This window comes from Mycobacterium sp. NGS59 (genome assembly GCF_059812345.1).
The window spans coordinates 64223-84836 of record NZ_JCALCN010000001.1; the positions used below are offsets into that span (position 1 = coordinate 64223).

At 67.0% G+C, this 20614-nt stretch carries 19 protein-coding genes and 1 pseudogene; 4 read left to right on the top strand and 16 right to left on the bottom strand.

Annotation, left to right across the window (positions count from 1 at the left end):
* Positions 1 to 139 precede the first annotated feature (139 nt).
* Positions 140 to 2170 (bottom strand): FAD-dependent oxidoreductase, encoded by a 2031-nt coding sequence (locus AC5Y46_RS00305; RefSeq protein WP_499941296.1) that lies wholly within the window; start codon positions 2168 to 2170, stop codon positions 140 to 142.
* Between the two features lie 404 nt (positions 2171 to 2574).
* Between AC5Y46_RS00305 and fdxA the strand changes: the two genes are divergently transcribed.
* From fdxA to AC5Y46_RS00320, 3 genes are all read left to right on the top strand, one after another.
* Positions 2575 to 2898, top strand: a complete 324-nt coding sequence (gene fdxA, locus AC5Y46_RS00310) for a ferredoxin (RefSeq protein WP_499941294.1) — start codon at positions 2575 to 2577, stop codon at positions 2896 to 2898.
* A 26-nt stretch (positions 2899 to 2924) separates the two neighbouring features.
* Positions 2925 to 4022 (top strand): succinyldiaminopimelate transaminase, encoded by a 1098-nt coding sequence (dapC, locus tag AC5Y46_RS00315; RefSeq protein ID WP_499941293.1) that lies wholly within the window; start codon positions 2925 to 2927, stop codon positions 4020 to 4022.
* A gap of 149 nt (positions 4023 to 4171) precedes the next feature.
* Positions 4172 to 5425 (top strand): alpha/beta hydrolase fold domain-containing protein, encoded by a 1254-nt coding sequence (locus AC5Y46_RS00320; RefSeq protein ID WP_499941291.1) that lies wholly within the window; start codon positions 4172 to 4174, stop codon positions 5423 to 5425.
* A 44-nt stretch (positions 5426 to 5469) separates the two neighbouring features.
* Here the strand turns inward: AC5Y46_RS00320 and AC5Y46_RS00325 are convergent, their stop codons facing one another.
* The 7 genes and pseudogenes from AC5Y46_RS00325 to AC5Y46_RS00355 form a co-directional block, all read right to left on the bottom strand.
* A complete protein-coding gene (locus tag AC5Y46_RS00325; RefSeq protein ID WP_499989761.1) occupies positions 5470 to 5931 on the bottom strand; it encodes a DUF2834 domain-containing protein in 462 nt (153 codons plus the stop codon).
* Positions 5932 to 5979: 48 nt separating this feature from the next.
* Positions 5980 to 6267, bottom strand: a complete 288-nt coding sequence (locus AC5Y46_RS00330) for a CDGP domain-containing protein (protein ID WP_499989762.1) — start codon at positions 6265 to 6267, stop codon at positions 5980 to 5982.
* 82 nt (positions 6268 to 6349) lie between these two features.
* A pseudogene (locus AC5Y46_RS00335) lies at positions 6350 to 6484 on the bottom strand (putative sulfate exporter family transporter); the annotation flags it as partial.
* A complete protein-coding gene (cysC, locus tag AC5Y46_RS00340) occupies positions 6485 to 8395 on the bottom strand; it encodes an adenylyl-sulfate kinase (protein ID WP_499941285.1) in 1911 nt (636 codons plus the stop codon). It lies immediately after the preceding pseudogene.
* Positions 8395 to 9312 (bottom strand): sulfate adenylyltransferase subunit CysD, encoded by a 918-nt coding sequence (gene cysD, locus AC5Y46_RS00345; protein WP_499989763.1) that lies wholly within the window; start codon positions 9310 to 9312, stop codon positions 8395 to 8397. Before cysD ends, cysC begins: the two co-directional genes overlap by 1 nt.
* Complete coding sequence (gene stf0, locus AC5Y46_RS00350; RefSeq protein WP_499941281.1) at positions 9309 to 10112, bottom strand: trehalose 2-sulfotransferase; 804 nt, start codon at positions 10110 to 10112, stop codon at positions 9309 to 9311. The genes cysD and stf0 overlap by 4 nt, the downstream gene beginning before the upstream one ends.
* Positions 10113 to 10212: 100 nt before the next feature.
* Positions 10213 to 11769: a PucR family transcriptional regulator gene (locus AC5Y46_RS00355; RefSeq protein ID WP_499989764.1), complete on the bottom strand. Its 1557-nt coding sequence runs from the start codon at positions 11767 to 11769 to the stop codon at positions 10213 to 10215.
* A gap of 84 nt (positions 11770 to 11853) precedes the next feature.
* Between AC5Y46_RS00355 and pruA the strand changes: the two genes are divergently transcribed.
* Positions 11854 to 13506, top strand: a complete 1653-nt coding sequence (pruA, locus tag AC5Y46_RS00360; protein ID WP_499989968.1) for an L-glutamate gamma-semialdehyde dehydrogenase — start codon at positions 11854 to 11856, stop codon at positions 13504 to 13506.
* Positions 13507 to 13749: 243 nt separating this feature from the next.
* On the opposite strand, the gene AC5Y46_RS00365 is transcribed toward pruA, so the two are convergent.
* From AC5Y46_RS00365 to AC5Y46_RS00400, 8 genes are read right to left on the bottom strand one after another with little or no spacing between them, the layout of a single operon-like run.
* Complete coding sequence (locus tag AC5Y46_RS00365; protein WP_499941275.1) at positions 13750 to 14364, bottom strand: TetR/AcrR family transcriptional regulator; 615 nt, start codon at positions 14362 to 14364, stop codon at positions 13750 to 13752.
* 5 nt (positions 14365 to 14369) lie between these two features.
* Positions 14370 to 15536 (bottom strand): lipid-transfer protein, encoded by a 1167-nt coding sequence (locus AC5Y46_RS00370; RefSeq protein ID WP_499941273.1) that lies wholly within the window; start codon positions 15534 to 15536, stop codon positions 14370 to 14372.
* Complete coding sequence (locus AC5Y46_RS00375) at positions 15533 to 15988, bottom strand: MaoC family dehydratase (protein ID WP_499941271.1); 456 nt, start codon at positions 15986 to 15988, stop codon at positions 15533 to 15535. The genes AC5Y46_RS00370 and AC5Y46_RS00375 overlap by 4 nt, the downstream gene beginning before the upstream one ends.
* Complete coding sequence (locus AC5Y46_RS00380) at positions 15989 to 17095, bottom strand: acyl-CoA dehydrogenase family protein (protein ID WP_499941269.1); 1107 nt, start codon at positions 17093 to 17095, stop codon at positions 15989 to 15991.
* Between the two features lie 3 nt (positions 17096 to 17098).
* A complete protein-coding gene (locus AC5Y46_RS00385; protein WP_499941268.1) occupies positions 17099 to 17518 on the bottom strand; it encodes a Zn-ribbon domain-containing OB-fold protein in 420 nt (139 codons plus the stop codon).
* Positions 17518 to 18060 carry an FAS1-like dehydratase domain-containing protein gene (locus AC5Y46_RS00390; protein WP_499941266.1) on the bottom strand — a complete coding sequence of 181 codons (543 nt, stop codon included), beginning with the start codon at positions 18058 to 18060 and terminating at the stop codon, positions 17518 to 17520. Before AC5Y46_RS00390 ends, AC5Y46_RS00385 begins: the two co-directional genes overlap by 1 nt.
* Entirely contained in the window at positions 18061 to 19257 is a 1197-nt protein-coding gene (locus AC5Y46_RS00395; RefSeq protein WP_499941264.1) for an acyl-CoA dehydrogenase family protein, read from the bottom strand.
* A 3-nt stretch (positions 19258 to 19260) separates the two neighbouring features.
* Positions 19261 to 20463, bottom strand: a complete 1203-nt coding sequence (locus tag AC5Y46_RS00400; protein WP_499989765.1) for a cytochrome P450 — start codon at positions 20461 to 20463, stop codon at positions 19261 to 19263.
* Positions 20464 to 20614 lie beyond the last annotated feature (151 nt).

The following is a 20614-nucleotide window of genomic DNA, read 5'->3' on the forward strand; positions in this document are numbered from 1 at the left end:
GGCATGCTCCCATCAGAATTGTTATCGCCAGATCCCCGCCAGATGTAACTTTTCGCAGGTCAGAGCGGGTATGAGCGGCAGTTTCGCGCAGGGCGAACGGCCTCGGACCGCCGCCCAACGGGCTACCTTCAAAGGTTTTTCACAGCCTGGCCGCGAGCTCGGTGCCCTGTCTGATCGCGCGTTTGGCGTCCAATTCGGCGGCAACGGCCGCCCCGCCGATGACGTAGGGATCGACCCCCGTCCGGCGTAGCTCGTCCTGGAGATCGCGCACCGAATCCTGACCGGCGCACACCACGACGCTGTCCACCGCGAGTATCTGGCGACGCCGCCGGTCCGGGCCGAAGCTGATGTGCAGGCCGGCGTCGCTGACCCGCTCGTAGTTCACCCCGGACAGCTGGTGCACGCCTTTGGCCTGCAACGAAGCTCGATGGACCCAGCCGCTGGTCTTACCCAGTCTCCGTCCCTGCGGGCCCTTGCTGCGCTGCAGCAGGTAGACCACTCGGGCCGCCGGGGTAGGCAAAGCGGGGACCAGGGCTCCCCGCAGGTCCGCGGGACCCTCGTGCGAGTCGACGATTCCCCATTCGGCCTTCCACTCCTTGACGTTCAACGTCGGCGACTGCTCGGTCACCAGGAGTTCGGCGACGTCGAAGCCGACGCCGCCGGCGCCGATGACGGCCACCGTCTTGCCGACCGGCTTGGCGCCGGTGATGGCCTCGGCGTAGGTCAGCACCTTGGGATGGTCGATACCGGGGACGTCCGGGACGCGTGGCGATACGCCGGTGGCCAGTACGACGACGTCGTAGTCGGCCAGGTCGTGGGCGCCCACCCGGGCGCCCAGCCGAACGTCGACGCCGAACTTCGCCAGCATGGTCGAGAAGTACCGGATGGTCTCGCCGAACTCCTCCTTGCCGGGAATGCGGCGAGCCAGGTCGAACTGGCCGCCGATGAAGTCGTTCGCGTCGAACAACGTGACCCGGTGTCCGCGCTGTGCGGCGCTGACCGCCGCGGCCAATCCGGCGGGGCCGGCGCCGACGACGGCCACGTCCCGGGTGTGCCGGGCCGGCGCCAGCACCAGCTTCGTCTCGTGTCCGGCGCGCGGGTTGAGCAGGCACGACACCGTCTTACGGGCGAATGCGTGGTCCAGACACGCTTGATTGCAGGCGATGCACGTGTTGATCTCGTCGGCGTGGCCGGCTGCGGCTTTGTGCACCCACTCCGGGTCCGCCAGCAGGGGTCGGGCCATCGAGACCAGTTGCACTCCGGTGTCGGTAAGGATCTGTTCGGCGGCTTGCGGCATGTTGATCCGGTTGGACGCGATCACGGGGATGCCGACGTGTCCGGCCAACGCGCTGCTGATGGCGACGAACGCGCTGTTGGGGACCGAGGTCACGATCGTGGGTACTCGCGCCTCGTGCCAGCCGAACCCGGAGTTGATGACGGTGGCGCCGGCGGCTTCGACTTCGGTTGCCAGCGCGAGGATTTCGTCCCAACTCTGGCCTTCCTCGACGTAGTCGGCGAGCGACATGCGGTAGGAGATGACGAAATCGGGTCCGACGGCGGCCCGGGTGCGGCGCACGATCTCGACCGGAAATCGGCGGCGGTTGATCGCGGAGCCGCCCCAGGAATCGGTGCGCTTGTTGGTGCGTGGCGCCAGGAACTGGTTGACCAGATAGCCTTCGCTGCCCATGATTTCGACGCCGTCGTAGCCACCGTCACGCGCCAACCGAGCGCACCGCACGAAATCGGCGATGGTCGATTCGACACCACGACCGCTCAGTCTGCGCGGCCGAAATGGGTTGATGGGCGCCTTGATCGACGATGCACTGACCGAAAGCGGGTGGTAGGCATAGCGTCCGGCATGCAGGATCTGCAGCAGGATCCTGCCGCCCTCGTCGTGCACCGCGCGGGTGACGCGACGATGCCGTCGTGCCTGCCGCGAGGTCGTCAGATCCGAGGCGAACGGCAGCAGCCAACCGGTGCGGTTGGGCGCGTACCCACCGGTGACGATGAGCCCGACGCCGCCGCGGGCGCGTTCGGCGAAGTAGCCGGCCAGTCGATCGATGTTGCCGGCGCGGTCTTCCAGCCCGGTGTGCATCGACCCCATGACCACCCGGTTGCGTAACGTGGTGCAGCCGAGATCCAACGGAGACAACAGGTTCGGGTAGTTCACCGGTTCTCCTCGGCGCCGCGCATCTGGGCGGCGATCTCACGAGGACCGTTGTGGCTCAACGCATCACCTCGGCCGGGCGGTCGGGTCGAGCGGCTCGGCGATCCAGCGTGCGAGTTCCGCCCAGCCGTCGTTCTCCATCGTCCGCAGCGTCCGGCATGGGTGGCGCTGCGGGAGACGAGACCAGCGTGGGGAAGCGCCATCCGCGCAGCATAGGGGTGGTTGCACCCGGTTATGCCGCGAGGTGCACCATGACTGGACATATTTACGGGCGTGCCATTTGGTCGGCCTGTATGTGCAACGTCTAGTATCAGTAACCAAAGCAGTACCGGTTCGCGGCTTGGACGCCCCCAGGCCGTGCAGCCGACAGCCCACTTGTTCATGGAGGACACGTTGAGGAGACGTCCGTGACGTACGTGATTGCCCAGCCCTGCACCGACATCAAGGACAAGGCGTGCATCGAGGAATGCCCCGTCGACTGCATCTACGAGGGCGCTCGGATGCTGTACATCCACCCCGACGAGTGCGTGGACTGCGGCGCCTGCGAGCCGGTCTGCCCGGTCGAGGCCATCTACTACGAAGATGACGTGCCCGAGCAGTGGAGCCAGTACACGCAGATCAATGCGGACTTCTTCGCCGAGCTGGGCTCCCCGGGCGGGGCGGCCAAGGTCGGGCTGACCGAAAACGACCCGCAAGCGGTCAAGGACCTGCCGCCCCAGGGCGAGGACTGAATCCGCTGCTGCGCCGCCGGCAACCGGTGTCGGCGTCCTTGCCAGAGTTTCCGTGGGACACCCTGGCCGAGGCGAAGGCGACCGCGGCGGCCCATCCCGACGGCATCGTCGACCTGTCGGTCGGCACCCCCGTCGATCCGGTCGCGCCGCTGATCCAGGAGGCGTTGACGGCCGCCGGAGCGGCACCCGGCTACCCCGCCACCGCGGGCACCCGCAGGTTGCGGGACTCCGCGGTGTCCGCACTGGCCCGTCGCTACGGCGTCACCGGCTTGGCGGAATCCGCGGTGCTGCCGGTGATCGGCACCAAAGAACTCATCGCCTGGTTGCCGACACTACTGGGGCTCGGTGCCGGCGACGTGGTCGTGGTGCCGGAACTCGCCTACCCCACCTACGACGTGGGTGCGCGGCTGGCCGGGGCCCAGGTGATGCGCGCGGACTCACTGACTCAGCTGGGACCGCAGACCCCGGCGCTGATCTACCTGAACTCGCCGAGCAACCCCACCGGCCGGGTACTCGGGGTCGAACACCTGCGCAAGGTGGTCGGGTGGGCGCGTGAGCGCGGGGTGCTGGTGGCGTCCGACGAGTGCTACCTCGGGCTGGCGTGGGACCTGGAGAACGGGTCGGCACCCCTGTCGGTGCTCCACCAGTCGGTCTGCGAGGGCGACCACACCGGGTTGCTGGCCGTGCACTCGTTGTCGAAGAGTTCGTCGCTGGCCGGCTACCGGGCGGGCTTCGTCGCCGGGGACGCGGGTGTGGTCGCCGAGTTGCTGGCGGTGCGCAAGCACGCCGGGATGATCGTGCCGACCGCGGTGCAGGCCGCGATGGTCGCCGCGCTGGACGACGACGACCACGAGAAGGTGCAGCGGGAGCGCTACGCGCAGCGCCGCGCGGTCTTGCTGGCGGCGCTGCGCTCGGCGGGCTTCACCGTCGATCACTCCGAGGCCGGCCTCTACCTGTGGGCGAGCCGCGGTCAGGGCTGCCACGAGACCGTTTCCTGGCTGGCGCAACGCGGCATCCTGGTGGCTCCCGGTGATTTCTACGGTCCCGCGGGCGCGCAGCACGTGCGCGTCGCCCTGACCGCCACCGACGAGCGGATTGCCGCCGCGGCCCACCGCCTGGGTTAGCTTGCTATGGCGAGCAGACGCAAAATCCCCCAAATCACGGGGTGATAGGGGGATTTTGCGTCTGCTCGGCGGGAAGGGAGTGGGCGCTTGGCCGAGGTTCGGCCGGAGCGACCGGATAGATTGGTCAACCAGCGACGGGAGGGAAGACGATGAAGCGGATAGCGGCGATCCTGGTGGCGCTGGCCGGGGTGGTGTTCGCGGCCAACGGTTATCGCCCGTTCAGCAAGCGCGGTTATGGCGCGGGTTACGCGTTCGGCTACGGACTGTTCGCTTCGGAGCTGCCGTTGTATGGGCTGGCCGCGCATGTCGCCGCGCTGGCCGCGGTAACTCCTCGGCGGTCGCCGCGGATAAGTCTGCTGAGTTGGGGGTTGGCCTGCGCATCCTGGCTGGCCCTGCTGGGGCTGCGTCGTGCCGGGCACACCGCCCAGGAGACGCTGACGGCGGCGCTGGACGAAGGGCTGGGTCCCGACCGCCGCACCGACGGGGCCGACCTGTGGAAGCGTCCGGCGCCCGATGGTGCGACGGCGAAGAAGCCGGGCCCGGCACGCATGCTGCGCATCTGGCGCGACTACGCCCACGACAGTGACATCAGCTACGGGGAGTTCGGTTCGCGCAACCATCTCGACATCTGGCGCCGCCCCGATCTCGACCGCGACGGGCGGGCGCCGGTGCTGTTGCAGGTGCACGGCGGCGCCTGGATGGTGGGAAACAAACGCGGACAAGCACATCCGTTGATGAGCCACCTGGCAGAGCTGGGCTGGGTCTGTGTGTCGGTGAACTACCGGCTCAGCCCGCGCTCGACCTGGCCGGACCAGATCGTCGACGTCAAACGGGCCATCGCGTGGACCAAAGAGCACATCGCCGAATACGGCGGCGACCCGAACTGGATCGCGATCACCGGCGGCTCGGCCGGCGGGCACCTGTCTTCGCTCGCCGCGCTCACCCCGAACTATCCGCTGTTCCAGCCCGACTTCGAAGACGCCGACACCCGGGTGCAGGCTGCCGTGCCGTTCTACGGGTTCTACGACTTCACCCGCGACGACGCGGTGCATCCGATGATGCACGCAATGATGGCCAAGCGCGTGTTCAAGCTCGGTCGGGCCGACATCGTCGAGCCGTTCCGGCTGGCTTCGCCCATCACCCACGTGTCCGAAGACGCGCCACCGTTCTTCGTGCTGCACGGCGTCAACGACTCGTTGATTCCGGTGGAGCAGGCCCGAAGTTTCACCGCGCGGCTCCGCGAGGTCAGCCGCCAACCGGTCGTCTACGCCGAATTGCCCTGCGCGCAGCATGCTTTCGACATCTTCGGGTCGACCCGCGCGGCGCACACCGCGGTGGCGGTCGAGCAGTTCCTGGCCGAGGTATATGCCCCGTCTCGGGTGGAGAACCTACGCGCGGGATAGACGACCCGGACCGCACACGCCCATGTCTTGAGCGCCAGGACCCGTCACACTATGGCCACCCAGATGGTCTGCGCCGCCGCGAGAACGGCGAAAGCCGTGAGCAGGACGGTGTCCGTCGTGTGCAGACGCGGGGAATCTGTTGTGCCCAAACGAAATTCGCGGGCGATGAGAAACAACGGAAACGAAACGCTGATCGCGACGGCGAATCCGGCGACGACGTAAAGCCACACGAATCTGATGTCGAGCTTTCTGGCCTCGATCACCATCAGGATGATGACCGCCAGGGCGAGCAGCAACAGGTCGGCCGTCAACGATCGGGACGCCGCTGTGACTTTGGCGTCCAGGGTGAAGTCGTGCAGAAAGCGCGCGGGCCGGTCGAAATACGCGAGATTCTGACTCCAGGTCGCGACGAGTGCGGCTACCGCGATGGCACCGTAGACGACGCAGAGGACCTTGCGTGACGTGGGCATGGGTAGCGCTTGATCGGCTCGGCCGGGAATTGTCATGCGCTCACGCTGGCATAAGAGCCCTCGACGCGCCAGCGTCCCCCGCCGTCAGTCGATGTGCGCGGGCGGGTCGGCGAGCGCGGGATCCGCGGGGGTCCGATCCGGACCCAGCACGTCGCAGTTCTTGACGGGCGTCAGGTAGGAACTGGCGCCGTGCGGAACCAGCTGGGCAACTCCCACGCATCGTTGCCAGGTGCCGTCCGGCTGAACGGGTCCGTCGCACTTGCTGATGACGCCTCCGCCGTACACACAGCCAGCGGCGGCCGGCGCCGCCACGGCTACCGGCACCGCGGCCAGCAACAGGGCGGTCAATCCTGCGACGATGCAGCGTTTCATGGTCGTCTCCCGTCAGCTCGCAGGCGGCGCGCAAGGATCGAGCTTCCGGGTGTCTACCCAACTGTTGGTCCGTTTATGCCGATCAGCTCAGCCGGCCACGCCCCGGTGCAAAAACGCGGGAGGTGAACAGGACGAGCCCCAGCGACACCGACGCGACGACGACCAGTCCGATGACCGCGACAACCAGTGGGCGCCAACCGGTTCGGGTGATCTGCCGTTACTTACGCGGACTGCGCTCGTCGAGCAGGCTGATCACTTTGGCGGCGAGATCGTCGATGTCCGCGTCGGTGGTGTCGAGCACCAGGTCGGCTTCCTCCGGCGGCTCGTACGGGGCGTCCACACCGGTCAGCCCCTTCAGTTCGCCCTTGCGTGCCCGCGCGTACAGACCCTTGGGGTCGCGGCGCTCACATTCCTCCAGCGAGGTGGAGATGTGCACCTCGATGAACGGGAGTTTGGCGGCGTCGTTGAGCGCGCGTGCGGTCTCGCGGTCAGACTTCAACGGCGATACCAGCGAGGCCAACGCGACCACGCCCGCGTCGGCCAACAGGCGCGTCAAATGCCCTACCCGCCTGATGTTTTCGGTGCGGTCGCCGGGGGAGAAGCCCAGGTCGTCGGACAGCCCGTGTCGCAGGTTGTCCCCGTCGAGCAGGTAGGCGACGCGACCGGATTCGACGAGTGCGCGTTCCACGGCCACCGCGACGGTGGACTTGCCCGAGGCCGGCAGGCCGGTGAACCAGATCGTCGCACCCGGTTGGCCCGTCGCCTTCCAGCGGTGCTTGCGGTCCAACGCCGAAGGGTGCCAACGGATGTCGGTGCGCTGACTGGCACCCGGCTTGACTTCCCGCGCCTCGATGATGGTGCCGGCGCCGACGGTGTCGTTGGTGGTCTCGTCGATCAGGATGAACGCGCCGCTGTCCCGGTTGCCGGTATAGGGATCGGCGATGACGACCGAGCTGGTGCGCAACGTCACGGTGCCGATGTCGTTGAGCGTCAACTCGACCGGCTGGTCGATCTCGTCCAGGGTCTCCGGGTCCAGCCGCGAGTGCAGCTCCTGCACGGTGGTCCGCACGGTCTTGGTCGTCTGTTTCAACGCCAGCCGATCGCCGGCGCGCAGCGGGTTGTCGATGAACCAGCACACATTGGCGTCCAATTCCCGGGCCAGCACCGGCGGAACCGCATCCTCGGCCCCGCTGACCAGGACGTCGCCGCGACCGACGTCGATGTCGTCCTCCAACTCGATGGACACCGAAAGCGGTGCGACAGCGGTGTTTCGGTCGTCATCGAGGGTGTCCAGAGCGGTCACCGTCGACTTGGTGCCGGCGGGCAGCGAGATCACCGGATCTCCGACGCTCAGCGTGCCGGCCGCCAGTCGGCCGGTGTAACGGCGGCGCTGCTGGTCGGTCGGGCGCGAGACCCACTGCACCGGCAGCCGCAGCCGGGACGCCTCGGCCTGCGGGGCGGCCAGTTCCACGCCTTCCAGATAGTCCAGCAGCGTGGGGCCGTCGTACCACGGCGTCCGGTCGGAGCGGTGCACCACGTTGTCGCCGTGCTTGGCCGCGAGCGGGATCACCTTGATGTCGACTTCGCCCAGCCGCGCCGCCACCTGGCCCAGTTGTTCTTCGACGTCGGAGAACTTGCCCTGGTCGAAGTCGATCAAGTCGATCTTGTTGACGGCGGCCACAAAGTGCTTGATGCCCAACAGCTTTGCGATCCGGGCATGCCTGCGCGTCTGCCGCAGCACTCCTTCGCGCGCGTCGACCAGCAGCACCGCCACGTGCGCATTGGAGGCGCCGGTGAACATGTTGCGGGTGTAACGCTCGTGACCCGGTGTATCGGCCAGGATGTAGCTGCGCGTCTCGGTGGAAAAGAACCGGTACGCGACGTCGATGGTGATGCCCTGTTCGCGTTCGGCGCGCAGGCCGTCGGACAGCGCCGCCAGATCGGCCACGCCCTCCTCGTCGGTGACGGCTTCCAGATGGTCCAGCGGCAGGCTGTCCGTGTCGTGCAGCAGCCGGCCGATCAGGGTGCTCTTGCCGTCGTCCACCGATCCTGCGGTGGTGATCCGCAGCAGCTGACGCGTTATTCCCTTGGGGTGTACGACTTTCTCGGCCTTGTCGGCGACAGTCATCAGAAATACCCTTCTCGCTTGCGGTCTTCCATCGCAGCGGCTGACGTGCGGTCGTCGGCGCGGGTCTCACCGCGCTCGGACACCGTCGCGGCCGAGATCTCACGGATGACGCCGGTGATGTCGGTGGCCTGCGAACGCACCGCGCCGGTGATGGTCAGGTCCCCGACGGTGCGGTAGCGCACCCATTCCTTGGCGGCTTTCTCCCCGTCCTGCGGGCTGGCGTATTCCGACACCGCCAGCAGGATGCCGTCCCGTTCGAACACCTCACGCTCGTGCGCGTAGTAGATCGACGGAATCTCCAGCTCTTCCAATTCGATGTAGCGCCAGACGTCGAGCTCGGTCCAGTTGCTCAACGGGAACACCCGGACCTGCTCGCCCTTCTTGATCCGGCCGTTGTAGAGCGACCACGGTTCCGGGCGCTGGGCACGCGGGTCCCACTGACCGAACTCGTCACGGAAACTGAGGATCCGTTCCTTGGCCCGCGCGCGTTCCTCGTCGCGTCGCGCGCCGCCGAAGGCCGCGTCGAAGCCGCCCTCCTCGAGGGCGTCGAGCAGGGTGCGGGTCTGGGCGCGGTTGCGCGAAGCCGACGGGCCCGGGTCGGGCACCCGGCCTTTGTCGATCGACTCCTGGACCGACGCGACGATCAGCTTGTGCCCCTCGCCGGTGACCCGCTTGTCGCGGAACTCGATCACCTCGGGGAAGTTGTGTCCGGTGTCGACGTGCATCACCGGGAACGGCAGCGGCAACGGGCGAAATGCCTTCTCCGCCAACCGAAGCAGCACGATCGAGTCCTTGCCGGCGGAGAACAGCAGCACCGGCCGCTCCAGTTCGGCGACGACTTCGCGGATGATGTGCACCGCTTCGGCTTCCAGCAGCCTCAGCTCGTCGACGTGCAACGTGTCTGTCGGAGCGCTCATGTGGGGAGCCCCTCTCTTTCGGCATCGGTCCGATAGCGGTCCACCCACTCGTCGGAACGCTGGTCGGCCTGACGCTGGAGCACCGGTTCGGGCGCCAGTCGCGGGTCCAGACCCAGCTCTTCGAGGATGTGGCCGACGACCTGAGTCAGGTTGCGCCACAACACCGGATAGGAAATCTCGATCGGTTTGACGTTTTCTTCGGCAAACCAGTTCTGCCAGCCTTCCTCCTGCGCCCGCAGCATCTTGACCACGTGCGCGATCGCGCCGGCATGGTAGGTGGCGCGCGCATCGCGGACCGGGTCGGGCCGTCCGCGCCACACCCGGGTCTGCACCGCGCGCCAGAACGACACCGCCTGCGAGATGACGTCGGGCCGGTGGATGTGGATGAGCAACGGGTCCTCGCCGACGACGTCACGGATCGCGGACAACAGACCGTCGCCCGAGCGGTCGGGCAGGCCGGCCGCGCGGTCCAGCAACAGCGGCGTCTGATTCCACATCAGCTTGCCGCCCCACACCCCGTTCGGCGTGCGGCCGACGGTGCGGATGTAGTCGCGCCAGATCTCCGCCGGTGCGAGGTCGGGCTTTCCTTCGTCGAGCGGGTCCAGCAGGCTCAGGATCGACTCGTCGTCCACGTCGGCGAACCACTGCCGCGGCTGTGGGGACTGACTGGTGGAGGGCAGGTACTGGAAGAACTCCTGCGGCTCGCCGGCCACGCCGGTCGCACGCAGCGATTCGACCAGCAGCGTGCTCCCGCTGCGCTGGGATGCCAGCACCAGATATGACGACGGATGATCGGCCACGAACCGAAGCCTAACCGCAGGCAAAACCGCTGCAACTCTTGCAGTTACGCTCAGCCTGAGAATAACTATTGCCCGAACAGCGCCGCTGTCTGGGAAAACCTCAGGCCGACGGCTCGGTTGCCCGTAAACCCAGCGAAAACAACAGGCGCGCCTCGGGATCACTCAGCGAGGTCGACAGCACCTTCTCGATTCGGCGCACCCGGTATCGAACCGTGTTCGGGTGCACCTGCAGGCGCAGCGCCGCGGCGGCGACGTCGCCGAAACAGTCCAGGTAGACGCGTAGCGTCTCGGCCAGCATCGGATCCCGGTTGCGCAGGGTGCGGATCCGGGGATCGACGAGTCGTTCGTCGGCGCCGATCAGGGTGACGATCTCGTCGAGCAGCACCGTGGTGCGCGCTTCGGCCAGCGAGGTGACCCGGCCGATGGTGCCGGGGTGGCGCTCGGCGCTGTCGAGTACCCGGTCCACCTCGATGCGGGCTTCCGATACCGCGGCCAGACCTGGGACCGGCGCGGCGATGGCCGCGCGCAATTCGACGCCGATTTCGGTGCGTAGCGCGGCGATGGTGCCGCGCACCCAGGACGGGATCGACCGGGCTGCGCCGAGCTGCGGTAGCAGGACGTAGACCCGGGACCCGTTGGATGCGAGCTGCGCATCGTGCCGAAAAGCGTTGGCGCTCAGTGCCAAGACGTCGGCGAGGCGCGTCTGGCGGTCGCCGGGCGCGAGGGTGTCCCAGCCGATCAGCACGCCGTCGCCCGCTACCGGCAGGCCGAGTTCGACGGCGATGTCGGTCACCGCGCCGCCGTCGGTCAGGCCGAGTAGCTGCTGCACCCGCAAGGTGTGGGTGGACGGGCGGGCCGCCAAGCGCGACATGATCCGGGCGGCCAGGACCGCGGCCCCGCGCAGCATCTCCTCGGCGTCCTCGGCCAGCGACTGTGACCCCTGCTGCACCCAGATGGTGCCGGTGAACACACCGTTTTCGTGGATGCCGGTGGCCAGGCGTGGCCGCAGACCCAAGTTCGGGCGCTCGGCCACCCGCACCACGTCGTTTCCCTTCCGCAGCGCGTCGAAGATGCCCGCTCGACCGATCCACTGCAGATGCTCGGGCGGGCCGGCGCGGCCCAGGATCGACAGCCGGCGCAACTCGTCGGCTTCGTCGTTGGAGGCCGAATAGGCCAGCACGTGCGACTGGGCGTCTTCGATGCTGACCATCCCGTGAATGCGGTCGGCCAGGGACTGCGCCAGCCCGAACAGGTCGGAGCCGGAATCCTGCTGCTGATCGGAAGGGCCGTGCGCCAACACGCGGTTGACCAGCTGGTAGATCCGCTCCCACCGGGCCCGCGGCTCGACGGCCACGACCGCGGCACCGGCCCGCACTGCCGCCGCCACCACCGGCGCCGACGGTTCCTTGACGAAGACCGCCACGGGCGCGTGGGCGGGTGCGGCGATCCAGCGCACCGCGTCGTCGTCGCCGACACCGAGCAGGAAGAAGGCGTCGGCCGAGCCGGCTGCGGCGGCCAGACCCAGTCGCACGTCGTCGGTATCGATCAATGCCGCGCTGGCCACCGGAAGGTCCAGGCCCCGCGGCGCGGCGACCAGGCGCACCATGGTCGCGTCCAGGGCCAGCAGCAAATGGCCGAGTCCGACGCCGGACCGCATGTTGTCCGATGCTACTAGCAACAGCAGCAGTTGTTGGCTGATCAGCCAACCGATCGAGGCGCTGCGGCGCGGATCCTGACCTGCATGGACGCCATCACCCAGGTACCGATGCCGGCCAACGAGCCGGTGCACGACTACGCGCCGAACTCACCCGAGCGCACCCGGCTGCGCACCGAACTGGCTGCGCTGGCCGGTAACCCGGTCGAGCTGCCGCATGTCATCGCGGGCCGGCACCGGATGGGCGAGGGCGAGACGATCGACGTCGTCCAGCCGCACCGGCACGCCGCCAGACTGGGCACGCTGTCCAACGCCACCCACGCCGACGCCGCCGCCGCGGTCGAAGCGGCGATGACCGCGAAGGACTCCTGGGCGGCGATGCCGTTCGACGAACGTGCGGCGATCTTCCTGCGGGCCGCCGACCTGCTGGCCGGGCCGTGGCGGGAAAAGATCGCCGCGGCCACGATGCTCGGCCAGTCCAAGTCGGTGTACCAGGCCGAGATCGATGCACCCTGTGAGCAGGTCGATTTCTGGCGGTTCAACGTCGCGTTCGCGCGACAGATCCTGGCGCAGCAACCGATCAGTGGTCCGGGGGAGTGGAACCGCAGCGACTACCGCCCGCTCGACGGTTTCGTCTATGCGATTACGCCGTTCAACTTCACCTCGATCGCCGCGAACCTGCCGACCGCGCCGGCGCTGATGGGCAACACCGTGGTGTGGAAGCCGTCGATCACGCAGACGCTGTCGGCGTATCTGACCATGCGACTGCTGGAGGCCGCCGGGTTGCCGGCCGGGGTGATCAACCTGGTCACCGGCGACGGTCTGGCGGTGTCCGACGTCGCGCTGGACGACCCGCGGCTGGCCGGCATCCACTTCACCGGGTCGACGGCTACCTTCCAACACCTGTGGCGCCAGGTTGGGGCCAATATCGGCCGCTACCACAGCTATCCGAGGTTGGTGGGGGAGACCGGCGGCAAGGACTTCGTGCTTGCGCATGCCTCCGCGCGGCCAGATGTGTTGCGTACGGCCCTGATTCGCGGTGCGTTCGACTACCAGGGCCAGAAGTGCTCGGCTGCCTCGCGGGCTTTCGTCGCCCACTCGGTGTGGCAGCGGATGGGTGACGAGTTCCTTGGTGCGGTTGCCGAATTGACCTACGGCGACGTCACCGAGCTGTCCAACTTCGGCGGCGCGCTGATCGACCGTCGCGCGTTCGTCAAGAACGTCGACGCCATCGAACGGGCGAAGGGTGCCACCGGTGTCACTGTCGCGGTCGGCGGCGAATACGACGACAGTGAAGGGTATTTCGTGCGGCCCACCGTGCTGCTGTCCGACGACCCGACCGACGAGGCATTCGCGACCGAGTATTTCGGGCCGCTGCTGTCGCTGCACGTCTACCCGGACAGCCAGTACGAGCGGATCCTCGACGTCATCGACACCGGATCCCGGTATGCGTTGACAGGCGCGGTTATCGCCGACGACCGTGAGGCGGTGCTGACCGCTTCGCGGCGGCTGCGGTTCGCGGCGGGCAACTTCTACGTCAACGACAAGCCGACCGGGGCGGTAGTCGGACGCCAGCCGTTCGGTGGTTCACGCGGATCCGGGACCAACGACAAGGCCGGGTCGGCGCTGAACCTGATGCGCTGGACGTCGGCGCGCACCATCAAGGAGACGTTCGTCCCGGCCATCGAGCACGTGTATCCGCACATGGGCGCCGATTTGGGTTCTTCCTGCCAGGGTTGACGCATCGATCGTGAGGCTAGGGCGTTGCGAGTGAAGGTGCGGCGTTGAGAGGTGCGGTGTTGAGAGTGAGCGTGTGGCGTTGAGAGTGAGCGTGCGGCGTTGAGAGTGAACTCAGGGCGGCGAAATCGCGATCTGACCGCCCAGGCTTCACATCGAAAGCCGTGGCTTCACAATCAAAGCCGTGGCTTCACAATCAAAGCCGTGGCTTCACATTGAAAGCCGTGGCTTCACACCCGAGCGTGTTCAACGAGGCCGAATGCTGCGGGCGGGCCGCGCGCGGTCGTCGGCAAAGCCGCGCACCACGTGTGCGCTGACGAACTCGGCGACAACGTCGGGATCGTCCATATCGCGTATTGGCGAGGCGGTGCTGAACAACGAGAACAGGATCCGCGCGAACCATTCGCCGGCCGACTCCACGTCGAGGTCCTTGCGCACCTCGCCGGTGATCTTCGCCGCAGACAAGTAGGGAGCGAAGAAGTCGACGCATTCACGCAACAGCACCGCGGCGTCCTTGGTGAGGAGCAGGCTGATCGCGTCTTCGTCGAAGTACTCCTCGGAGGCGATCGCCCGGCGCGCCTGGGTGACGAAAACCGCTGCGTTAGCGAGTTTTTCCTCGAGCGAGGAGCCGGGGTTCATCGCTCTGGTCATTTCCCGGTAGAACTGCTCGGAAGCGTGCTCCGCGCAGGCCTCCAGGATGGCCCCTTTGTCGGAGAAGTATTCGTAGATCGTGCTGCGCGATATGCCCGCCTCCCGGGCGATGTCGACGATCGTCGTCTTCAGCAGCCCGTGTTTACGGAAACACGCATACGCGGAATCGAGGATGAGTTCCCGCGTATCGGTCGCTTGGGCCTGGGTCATCGGGCCTACCCGTCCCGGGCGAGAATGAGCCCGCTGGTGGGCACCCCGGTACCCGAGGTGACCAGCACATGCTCGACGTTTTCGACCTGGTTGTAGGAAGTGCCCCGCACCTGCCGAACGCCTTCGGTGATCCCGTTCATGCCGTGAATATAGGCCTCGCCGAGCAGGCCGCCGTTGGTGTTGATCGGGAATTCACCGCCCAGCGACAATCGCTCGACGGTGGCGAAATCCTTGGCCTCGCCGCGTCCGCAGAAGCCGAGTTCCTCGAGTTGGGTGAACACGAACGGCGTGAAATGGTCGTAGATGAAGGCGGTTTGGATGTCTTGCGGTTTCAGGCCCGAATCGCGCCACAGCCGGTCGGCGACGACGCCCATCTCCGGCAACCCGGTGATGTCCTGGCGGTAGTAGCTGGTCATCATCTCGCCGTCGGCGGCGGCGCCCTGGGCAGCCGCCGTGATGATCGCCGGCGGCTGGCGCAGATCGCGGGCCCGTTCGGCGCTGGTCACCACCAGCGCGACACCGCCGTCGCTCTCCTGACAGCAGTCCAGCAGGCGCAGCACCGGTTCGACGATCCAGCGCGAGTTCTGGTGGTCTTCCAACGTGATCGGACGCTCGTAGAACCAGGCGTCGGGGTTGCGGGCGGCGTGCGCGCGGTCGACGACGGCGATCCGGCTGAAATCCTCGTTGGTGACCCCGTAGGTCGACATGTACCGCTGGGCGTGGAGCGCCACCCAGGCGGCCGGTGTGATCAGTCCGAAGGGTGCGTAATGCGCCATGAACAAGGGAGTTTCGGCGCTGGTACGTCCACTGCCGCCGAACCGGAACCCGGATCGCTCGTTGAACGCCCGCCAGCACACCACCACATCGGCGACGCCGGTCGCGACCGCCATCGCGGCATGCACGACGGTGCCGGCCGCCGCGCCGCCGCCGTGATGCACGCGGGAAAAGAAGCTCAGGTCGCCGATGCCGACGTTGCGGGCGATGTCGATCTCGTCGCTGGAGTCCATGGTGAAGGTGACCATGCCGTCGACGTCACTGGGTGCCAGGCCGGCGTCGTCGATCGCGGCACTGACTGCCTCGCAAGCCAATTGGAGTTCACTGCGGCCCGACTCCTTGGAGAACTCGGTCTGGCCGATGCCGGCTATGGCACAACGTCCCGGCAAAGCGCTCATGCGCCCGCCCCGTCGAGCAGGCTGAGCACGGCAGTGCCCGAGACGTGGTCGCCGAGGTTGTTGGAACCCCGGAAGGTCACCTCGACGAAGTTCTCGCCGTCCGTACCAGCGTTCTTGGCGGAGACGGTACCGGCGAAGCTCAGCGTGGAGCCCGGAAAACACGGCACCCCAAGCCGAATCGCGAGATTCTTGACCATCGCCTCGGGTCCGGCCCAGTCGGTGAGGAACCGGACGCAGTACCCGTTGGTGGTCAGGATGTTCATGAACAGGTCCGGGGAGCCCTGCTTCTTGGCGTAGTCGCGGTCGTGGTGCACCGGCATGAAGTCACGCGACGCGATCGCCCCAGCGACGATCTTCGTTGTGTCAATGGGGATTTCGAGGGCGGTGACGTCGTCGCCGACCTCGATGTCGGCCCACTTCAACGTGGTCGTGCGACTGGCGGTGGTCGTCATCTACAGTCCTTCCGAGTATATCGAGCCCAGGCGCGCGAGCTGTTGGGAAGCCGGGCCGAGGGTGAGCTCGTTGTGCTTGGCCCACAGGAAGTAGCGGTGCAAAGGATAGGTGGTGTCGATCCCGATGCCACCGTGGACGTGCTGAGCGGTTGCGGTCACCCGCGCGCCGGCTTCGGCGGCCCAGAACTTCGCAATGCGCGCCGCCCGGTCGGCCGGCTGCTCATTCGCGATCAGCCACGCCGCGTGCCAGGTGGTCCAGCGGATCGCCTCGACGTCGATGAAGGCGTCGGCCATCCGCTGTTGGACCGCCTGGAAACTGCCGATGGGCCGGCCGAATTGTTCACGCCCGGTGGTGTATTCGGCGGCGATGTGCAGCGCGCGATCGGCGACACCGAGCTGGATGGCGCACAGCGCGGCCAGCGCCCGGGTGTACAGCGACTCGACCGAGGCGCCTTCGAGGCGGTCGCCGCCGGAAACCGTTGCGCCATCCAGGAACACGTCGGCGTGGGGTTCGCGGTCGGTGGTCGACACCGGCCGGACCTCGACGCCTGGGTCTTCGGTGGCCAGCAGGAACAGGCCGACGTCCCCGTCGTCGATGGTGGCCGGGATCAGCACTGTGTCGGCGAGTTGGCCTGCCGGAACCAGTTCCTTGGCACCGTCCAGGCGCCAGCTCGCACCGTCGCGGCGCGCGGTCGTGGCCGGGCGAGTCGGGTCGGATCGGCCCGGTTCGGCCAGCCCCGCACTCAGGATGCGGTTGCCGGCAACGACTTCGGGTAGCAGGCGCTGCTGTTGTTCTTCGGTGCCGTGTCGGGCAATCGGATCGGCCCCCAGCACCAGCGTCGCGTAGGCCGGCACCGGCGCCACGCTCCACCCGACCTCGGCCAGCAGCACACCGAGTTCCACGAAGCCACCGCCGTTGCCGCCGTACGCTTCCGGCAGTGCGGTTCCCAACAGGTCGACGGCAGCGAGTTCTTTCCACAGCGCCTCGTCGTAGCGGGCCTCGCCCGCCTCCAGTTCGGTCAACCGCTCCGGTGTGGCCCGGCGCTCGAAGATCTCGCGGGCCAGCTTCGAGATGGTTTCCTGTTCCTCGGTGAAGGTGAAGTCCATGTTCTATCCGCTCGGCCGGAACTGGTGCAGCACAAGGTCTTCCTGAGCCTTCCTGGACACGCCTTCGAAGGCCTCGAAGTAGATTTCGACCGGCATCCCGACCGTCACGTCGGACGGGTCCACATCGGTGAGGTTCGACACCAGCCGCACCCCCTCCTCGAGTTCGACCAGCGCCACGATGTAGGGGTAGTCGAAGAACGGGACGCGCGGCTGATGCGGCAGCACGTAGCTGTAGACGGTGCCCCGTCCGGACGCCTCGACGGTCTCCCAGTCCAGCGAGCGGCACTGCGGGCACATCGGCCGGGGCGGGTGCCGCAGCACGCCGCAGCCTGCGCAACGCTGGATCAGCAGCTTGTGGTCCCGCAGACCGTTCCAGAAGAACTCGGTGTCCGGACTGATCGCCGGCGCCATCCGGGTCGCCATCAGCGCTCCGGCCTGAATCGCAGCACCCGGAATCGCTGCCGCCCCAACACTTCCCCGTCCTGGTTGGTGTAGGTGGTCAGCCAGGTCAGGAAGAATCCGGTGCCCAGCGCGGTCTTCTTCTCGTCCGACACCGACTCGTAGACCGTTGTCGAGCTGATCTGATCGCCCAGTCGCGGATACCGTTCGATCTCGAATTCGGAGTTGGTGGCTACGGTGCTGCTGTACCCGGCCTCGTCGAGAAACGCCGTCGGATTGCTCTTGATCTCGATGGGCGCACCGCCGCGGTCGCCGATCCCTTCCAGCTTCGGCGACGGCATCGTCCAGGTCTGCAGCATCACCGGCGGTGAGACGATACCGCCGAAGCGGGACGTCGCCGCGAAATCGGGATCGATGTACACCGGGTTCAGGTCGTCCATGGCATACGCCCAGTGCCGGATCATCGGCTGGTTGACCGGATCCGGTGCCACCGAAGGCTTTCCGCTGCCCCCGGTCGGTCTGTCGACCAGCCCGCGCAGCTTGGCCAGAAGTTCTGCGTCCGTCATTTAACCTGCCTTTTCTGTTGTGGCGCGAAGGTCACGTGGTGCCCGCGGCATGCCCAACCCGGCCATGGCGATGATGTCACGCTGGATCTCGTTGGCGCCGCCACCGAACGTGTTGATGACGGCCTGCCGGTACGCCGTTTCCAGGGCGCCACGAAGCGGAGCGTCGGCACCACGGCGCACCCCGTTGCCGTCGAGGACCTCGAGCAGCTGGCGGGCGACCTGCTGGGTGAGCTCGGTGCCGAAGACCTTGGCGGCAGAGGCTTCTCCCATGTTGAGTACGCCTTTGGTCATCGCGGCGTTCACCCGCAAATTCACCAATTTGTATGCGGCGACCTGTGCTTCGACCCTGGCCAGCGCGAGCTGCACCCACGGCTGGTCGATCACCCGGGCACCGTCGAGCTCGGTGGATTCGGCCCAGGCCAGCGTCTTTTCGAACAGCGGCTCCAGCGCACCCAGATTGCCCAGGGCGGCGCGCTCGAAATTCAGCTGGGTGGTGATCAGCTGCCAACCCTGGTTCTCCTCGCCCACCAGTGCGCTCACCGGCACCCGCACATTGTCGTAGAACGTGTAGAAGGTCGAGATGCCCGGCATGGTGTGCAGCGGCTGCCAGGAGAACCCCGCTGACGACGTCGGCACGATCAGGATCGAAATGCCTTTGTGTTTCTTGACGTTCGGGTCGGTGCGGGCAGCGAGCCAGATGTAGTCGGCGTAGGCGGCGCCGCTGGTGAACATCTTCTGGCCGTTGATCACGTACTCGTCCCCGTCGCGCACCGCCGTGGTGCGCACCGAGGCCAGGTCGCTACCGGCACCGGGCTCGGAGTAGCCGATGGCGAACTCGACGCTGCCGTCCAGGATGGCCGGCAGAAACTTCTGCTTCTGCTCCTCGCTGCCGCGCTGCATCAGCGTCGGGCCCACGGTATTGAGCGTCACCAACGGGATCGGCGCGCCGGCCCGTCGCGCTTCTTCGGCGAAGATGAACTGCTCGATCGCCGAGAAACCCTGCCCGCCATATTCTTTCGGCCATCCCACGCCGAGCAGGTCGGCGGCGGCCAGCGCACGTACGCACTCGCGGACAGCGGGGCCGCCTTCGATGTTCTTGCCGATCGCCGCGACACGTTCGGGGGTCATCACCTGTTGCAACGTGGCGCGCATCTCCGCACGCAGCTGTTGTTGCTGCGGGGTGTATTCCAGTTCCATCGCTCAGGCTCCCAACCGGACCGGCATGCGCTTCACCCCGGGAACCATCGTGGCCTTCATCCGGTCGACGCCACCGACAAGTTCGAGTCGCGGGAAGCGGCGCAACAACTCGTCGAACAACACGGTCGCCTCCAGTCGCGCCAATTGCGCACCGATGCAGGAATGTTCGCCGCAGCCGAAAGCGATGTGAGGATTGGGGTGCCGCGTCACCTTGAATTCCTCGGAGTCACTGCCGAATACGTCCTCGTCGCGGTTGGCAGACCCGTAGAGCATCGTCACCACTTGGCCCTCGAGAATCCGCTGGCCGCGGATCTCGGTGTCGGCGGTCGCAACCCGAGACATGCTGACGACCGGGCTGTTCCAGCGCAGCATCTCCTCGACCGCGACGGGGATCAGCGTGGGATCCTCGACCAGCAGCCGGCATTGGTCGGGGTGGTTGATCAAGGCCAGGGTGCCCAGCGCGATCAGATTGCGGGTGGTCTCGTTACCGGCCACCAGGAGCAGGAACGCGAAGTTCAGCAGGTCTTCGTCGGTGAGCCGGTGTTCGTCGATCTCGGCCTGGGCCAGCACCGAGAGCAGGTCGTCGCGTGGGTCGGTGCGGCGCGCCGCGATCAGCTTCTGGAAGTACTCGAACAACTGGCCGATGGCCACGAATGCGTCGAGTTCGATCTCGGGGTCGGCGGTTCCGGTGGCCGCATCCGACCAGGCCCGGAACTGCTCCCAGTCCTCGGCCGGCGCGCCGATCAACTCGGCGATCATCCGGGTCGGCAGCGGGGCCGCGATCTCTTCGGCGAACTCGCGCACCGATCCCGGCTCAACCTGATCGAGGATGCCGCGCACAATCTCGCGGATCTTGGGCTCGAGGACCGCAACCCGGCGGCGGGTGAACCCGGCATTGATCAGCTTGCGCATCTGCCGGTGCCGCGGCGGGTCGGTGAAGATCAAATTGCCTTCCTGCACCGGATTGGGCATCTCCGGGTCGGGTATCGAGATGCCTTTGGTCGAGGTGAACAGGGCCGGATTGCTGGACACGAAGCGGATGTCCTCGTATTTGAGCAACGCCCAGAACTTGGTCTCGTCGTTCCAGTGCACCGGCGACGTCGCGCGCAGCTCCCGGTAAGCCGGGTACGGGTCACCGGCATAGAAGTCAGGGGAGTGCAAGGGGAAGTCGGTACGCACGGCTGGCGTCCCTCCGATCCGACACATTGAGCCAGAGTGTCTTGTGCAATGTGTCTACTCCGCGGGCGGCTGCGCTGTCAATACGCATCCAACACACCGGAAAATGCGCAAAATCCGCCCATTCCATGATTGACGCCCGAGTCGGACGGGTGTACACCAGGGGGAAAGATGACCGACC

Coding starts and splice junctions, on each gene's coding strand:
- AC5Y46_RS00320 (WP_499941291.1), top strand. CDS start 4,172: ATGAAGCGGATAGCGGCGATCCTGGTGGCGCTGGCCGGGGTGGTGTTC.
- AC5Y46_RS00325 (WP_499989761.1), bottom strand. CDS start 5,931: ATGACAATTCCCGGCCGAGCCGATCAAGCGCTACCCATGCCCACGTCA.
- AC5Y46_RS00330 (WP_499989762.1), bottom strand. CDS start 6,267: ATGAAACGCTGCATCGTCGCAGGATTGACCGCCCTGTTGCTGGCCGCG.
- cysC (WP_499941285.1), bottom strand. CDS start 8,395: ATGACTGTCGCCGACAAGGCCGAGAAAGTCGTACACCCCAAGGGAATA.
- cysD (WP_499989763.1), bottom strand. CDS start 9,312: ATGAGCGCTCCGACAGACACGTTGCACGTCGACGAGCTGAGGCTGCTG.
- AC5Y46_RS00355 (WP_499989764.1), bottom strand. CDS start 11,769: ATGCGGTCCGGCGTCGGACTCGGCCATTTGCTGCTGGCCCTGGACGCG.
- pruA (WP_499989968.1), top strand. CDS start 11,854: ATGGACGCCATCACCCAGGTACCGATGCCGGCCAACGAGCCGGTGCAC.
- AC5Y46_RS00365 (WP_499941275.1), bottom strand. CDS start 14,364: ATGACCCAGGCCCAAGCGACCGATACGCGGGAACTCATCCTCGATTCC.
- AC5Y46_RS00370 (WP_499941273.1), bottom strand. CDS start 15,536: ATGAGCGCTTTGCCGGGACGTTGTGCCATAGCCGGCATCGGCCAGACC.
- AC5Y46_RS00375 (WP_499941271.1), bottom strand. CDS start 15,988: ATGACGACCACCGCCAGTCGCACGACCACGTTGAAGTGGGCCGACATC.
- AC5Y46_RS00380 (WP_499941269.1), bottom strand. CDS start 17,095: ATGGACTTCACCTTCACCGAGGAACAGGAAACCATCTCGAAGCTGGCC.
- AC5Y46_RS00385 (WP_499941268.1), bottom strand. CDS start 17,518: ATGGCGACCCGGATGGCGCCGGCGATCAGTCCGGACACCGAGTTCTTC.
- AC5Y46_RS00390 (WP_499941266.1), bottom strand. CDS start 18,060: ATGACGGACGCAGAACTTCTGGCCAAGCTGCGCGGGCTGGTCGACAGA.
- AC5Y46_RS00395 (WP_499941264.1), bottom strand. CDS start 19,257: ATGGAACTGGAATACACCCCGCAGCAACAACAGCTGCGTGCGGAGATG.
- AC5Y46_RS00400 (WP_499989765.1), bottom strand. CDS start 20,463: ATGTGTCGGATCGGAGGGACGCCAGCCGTGCGTACCGACTTCCCCTTG.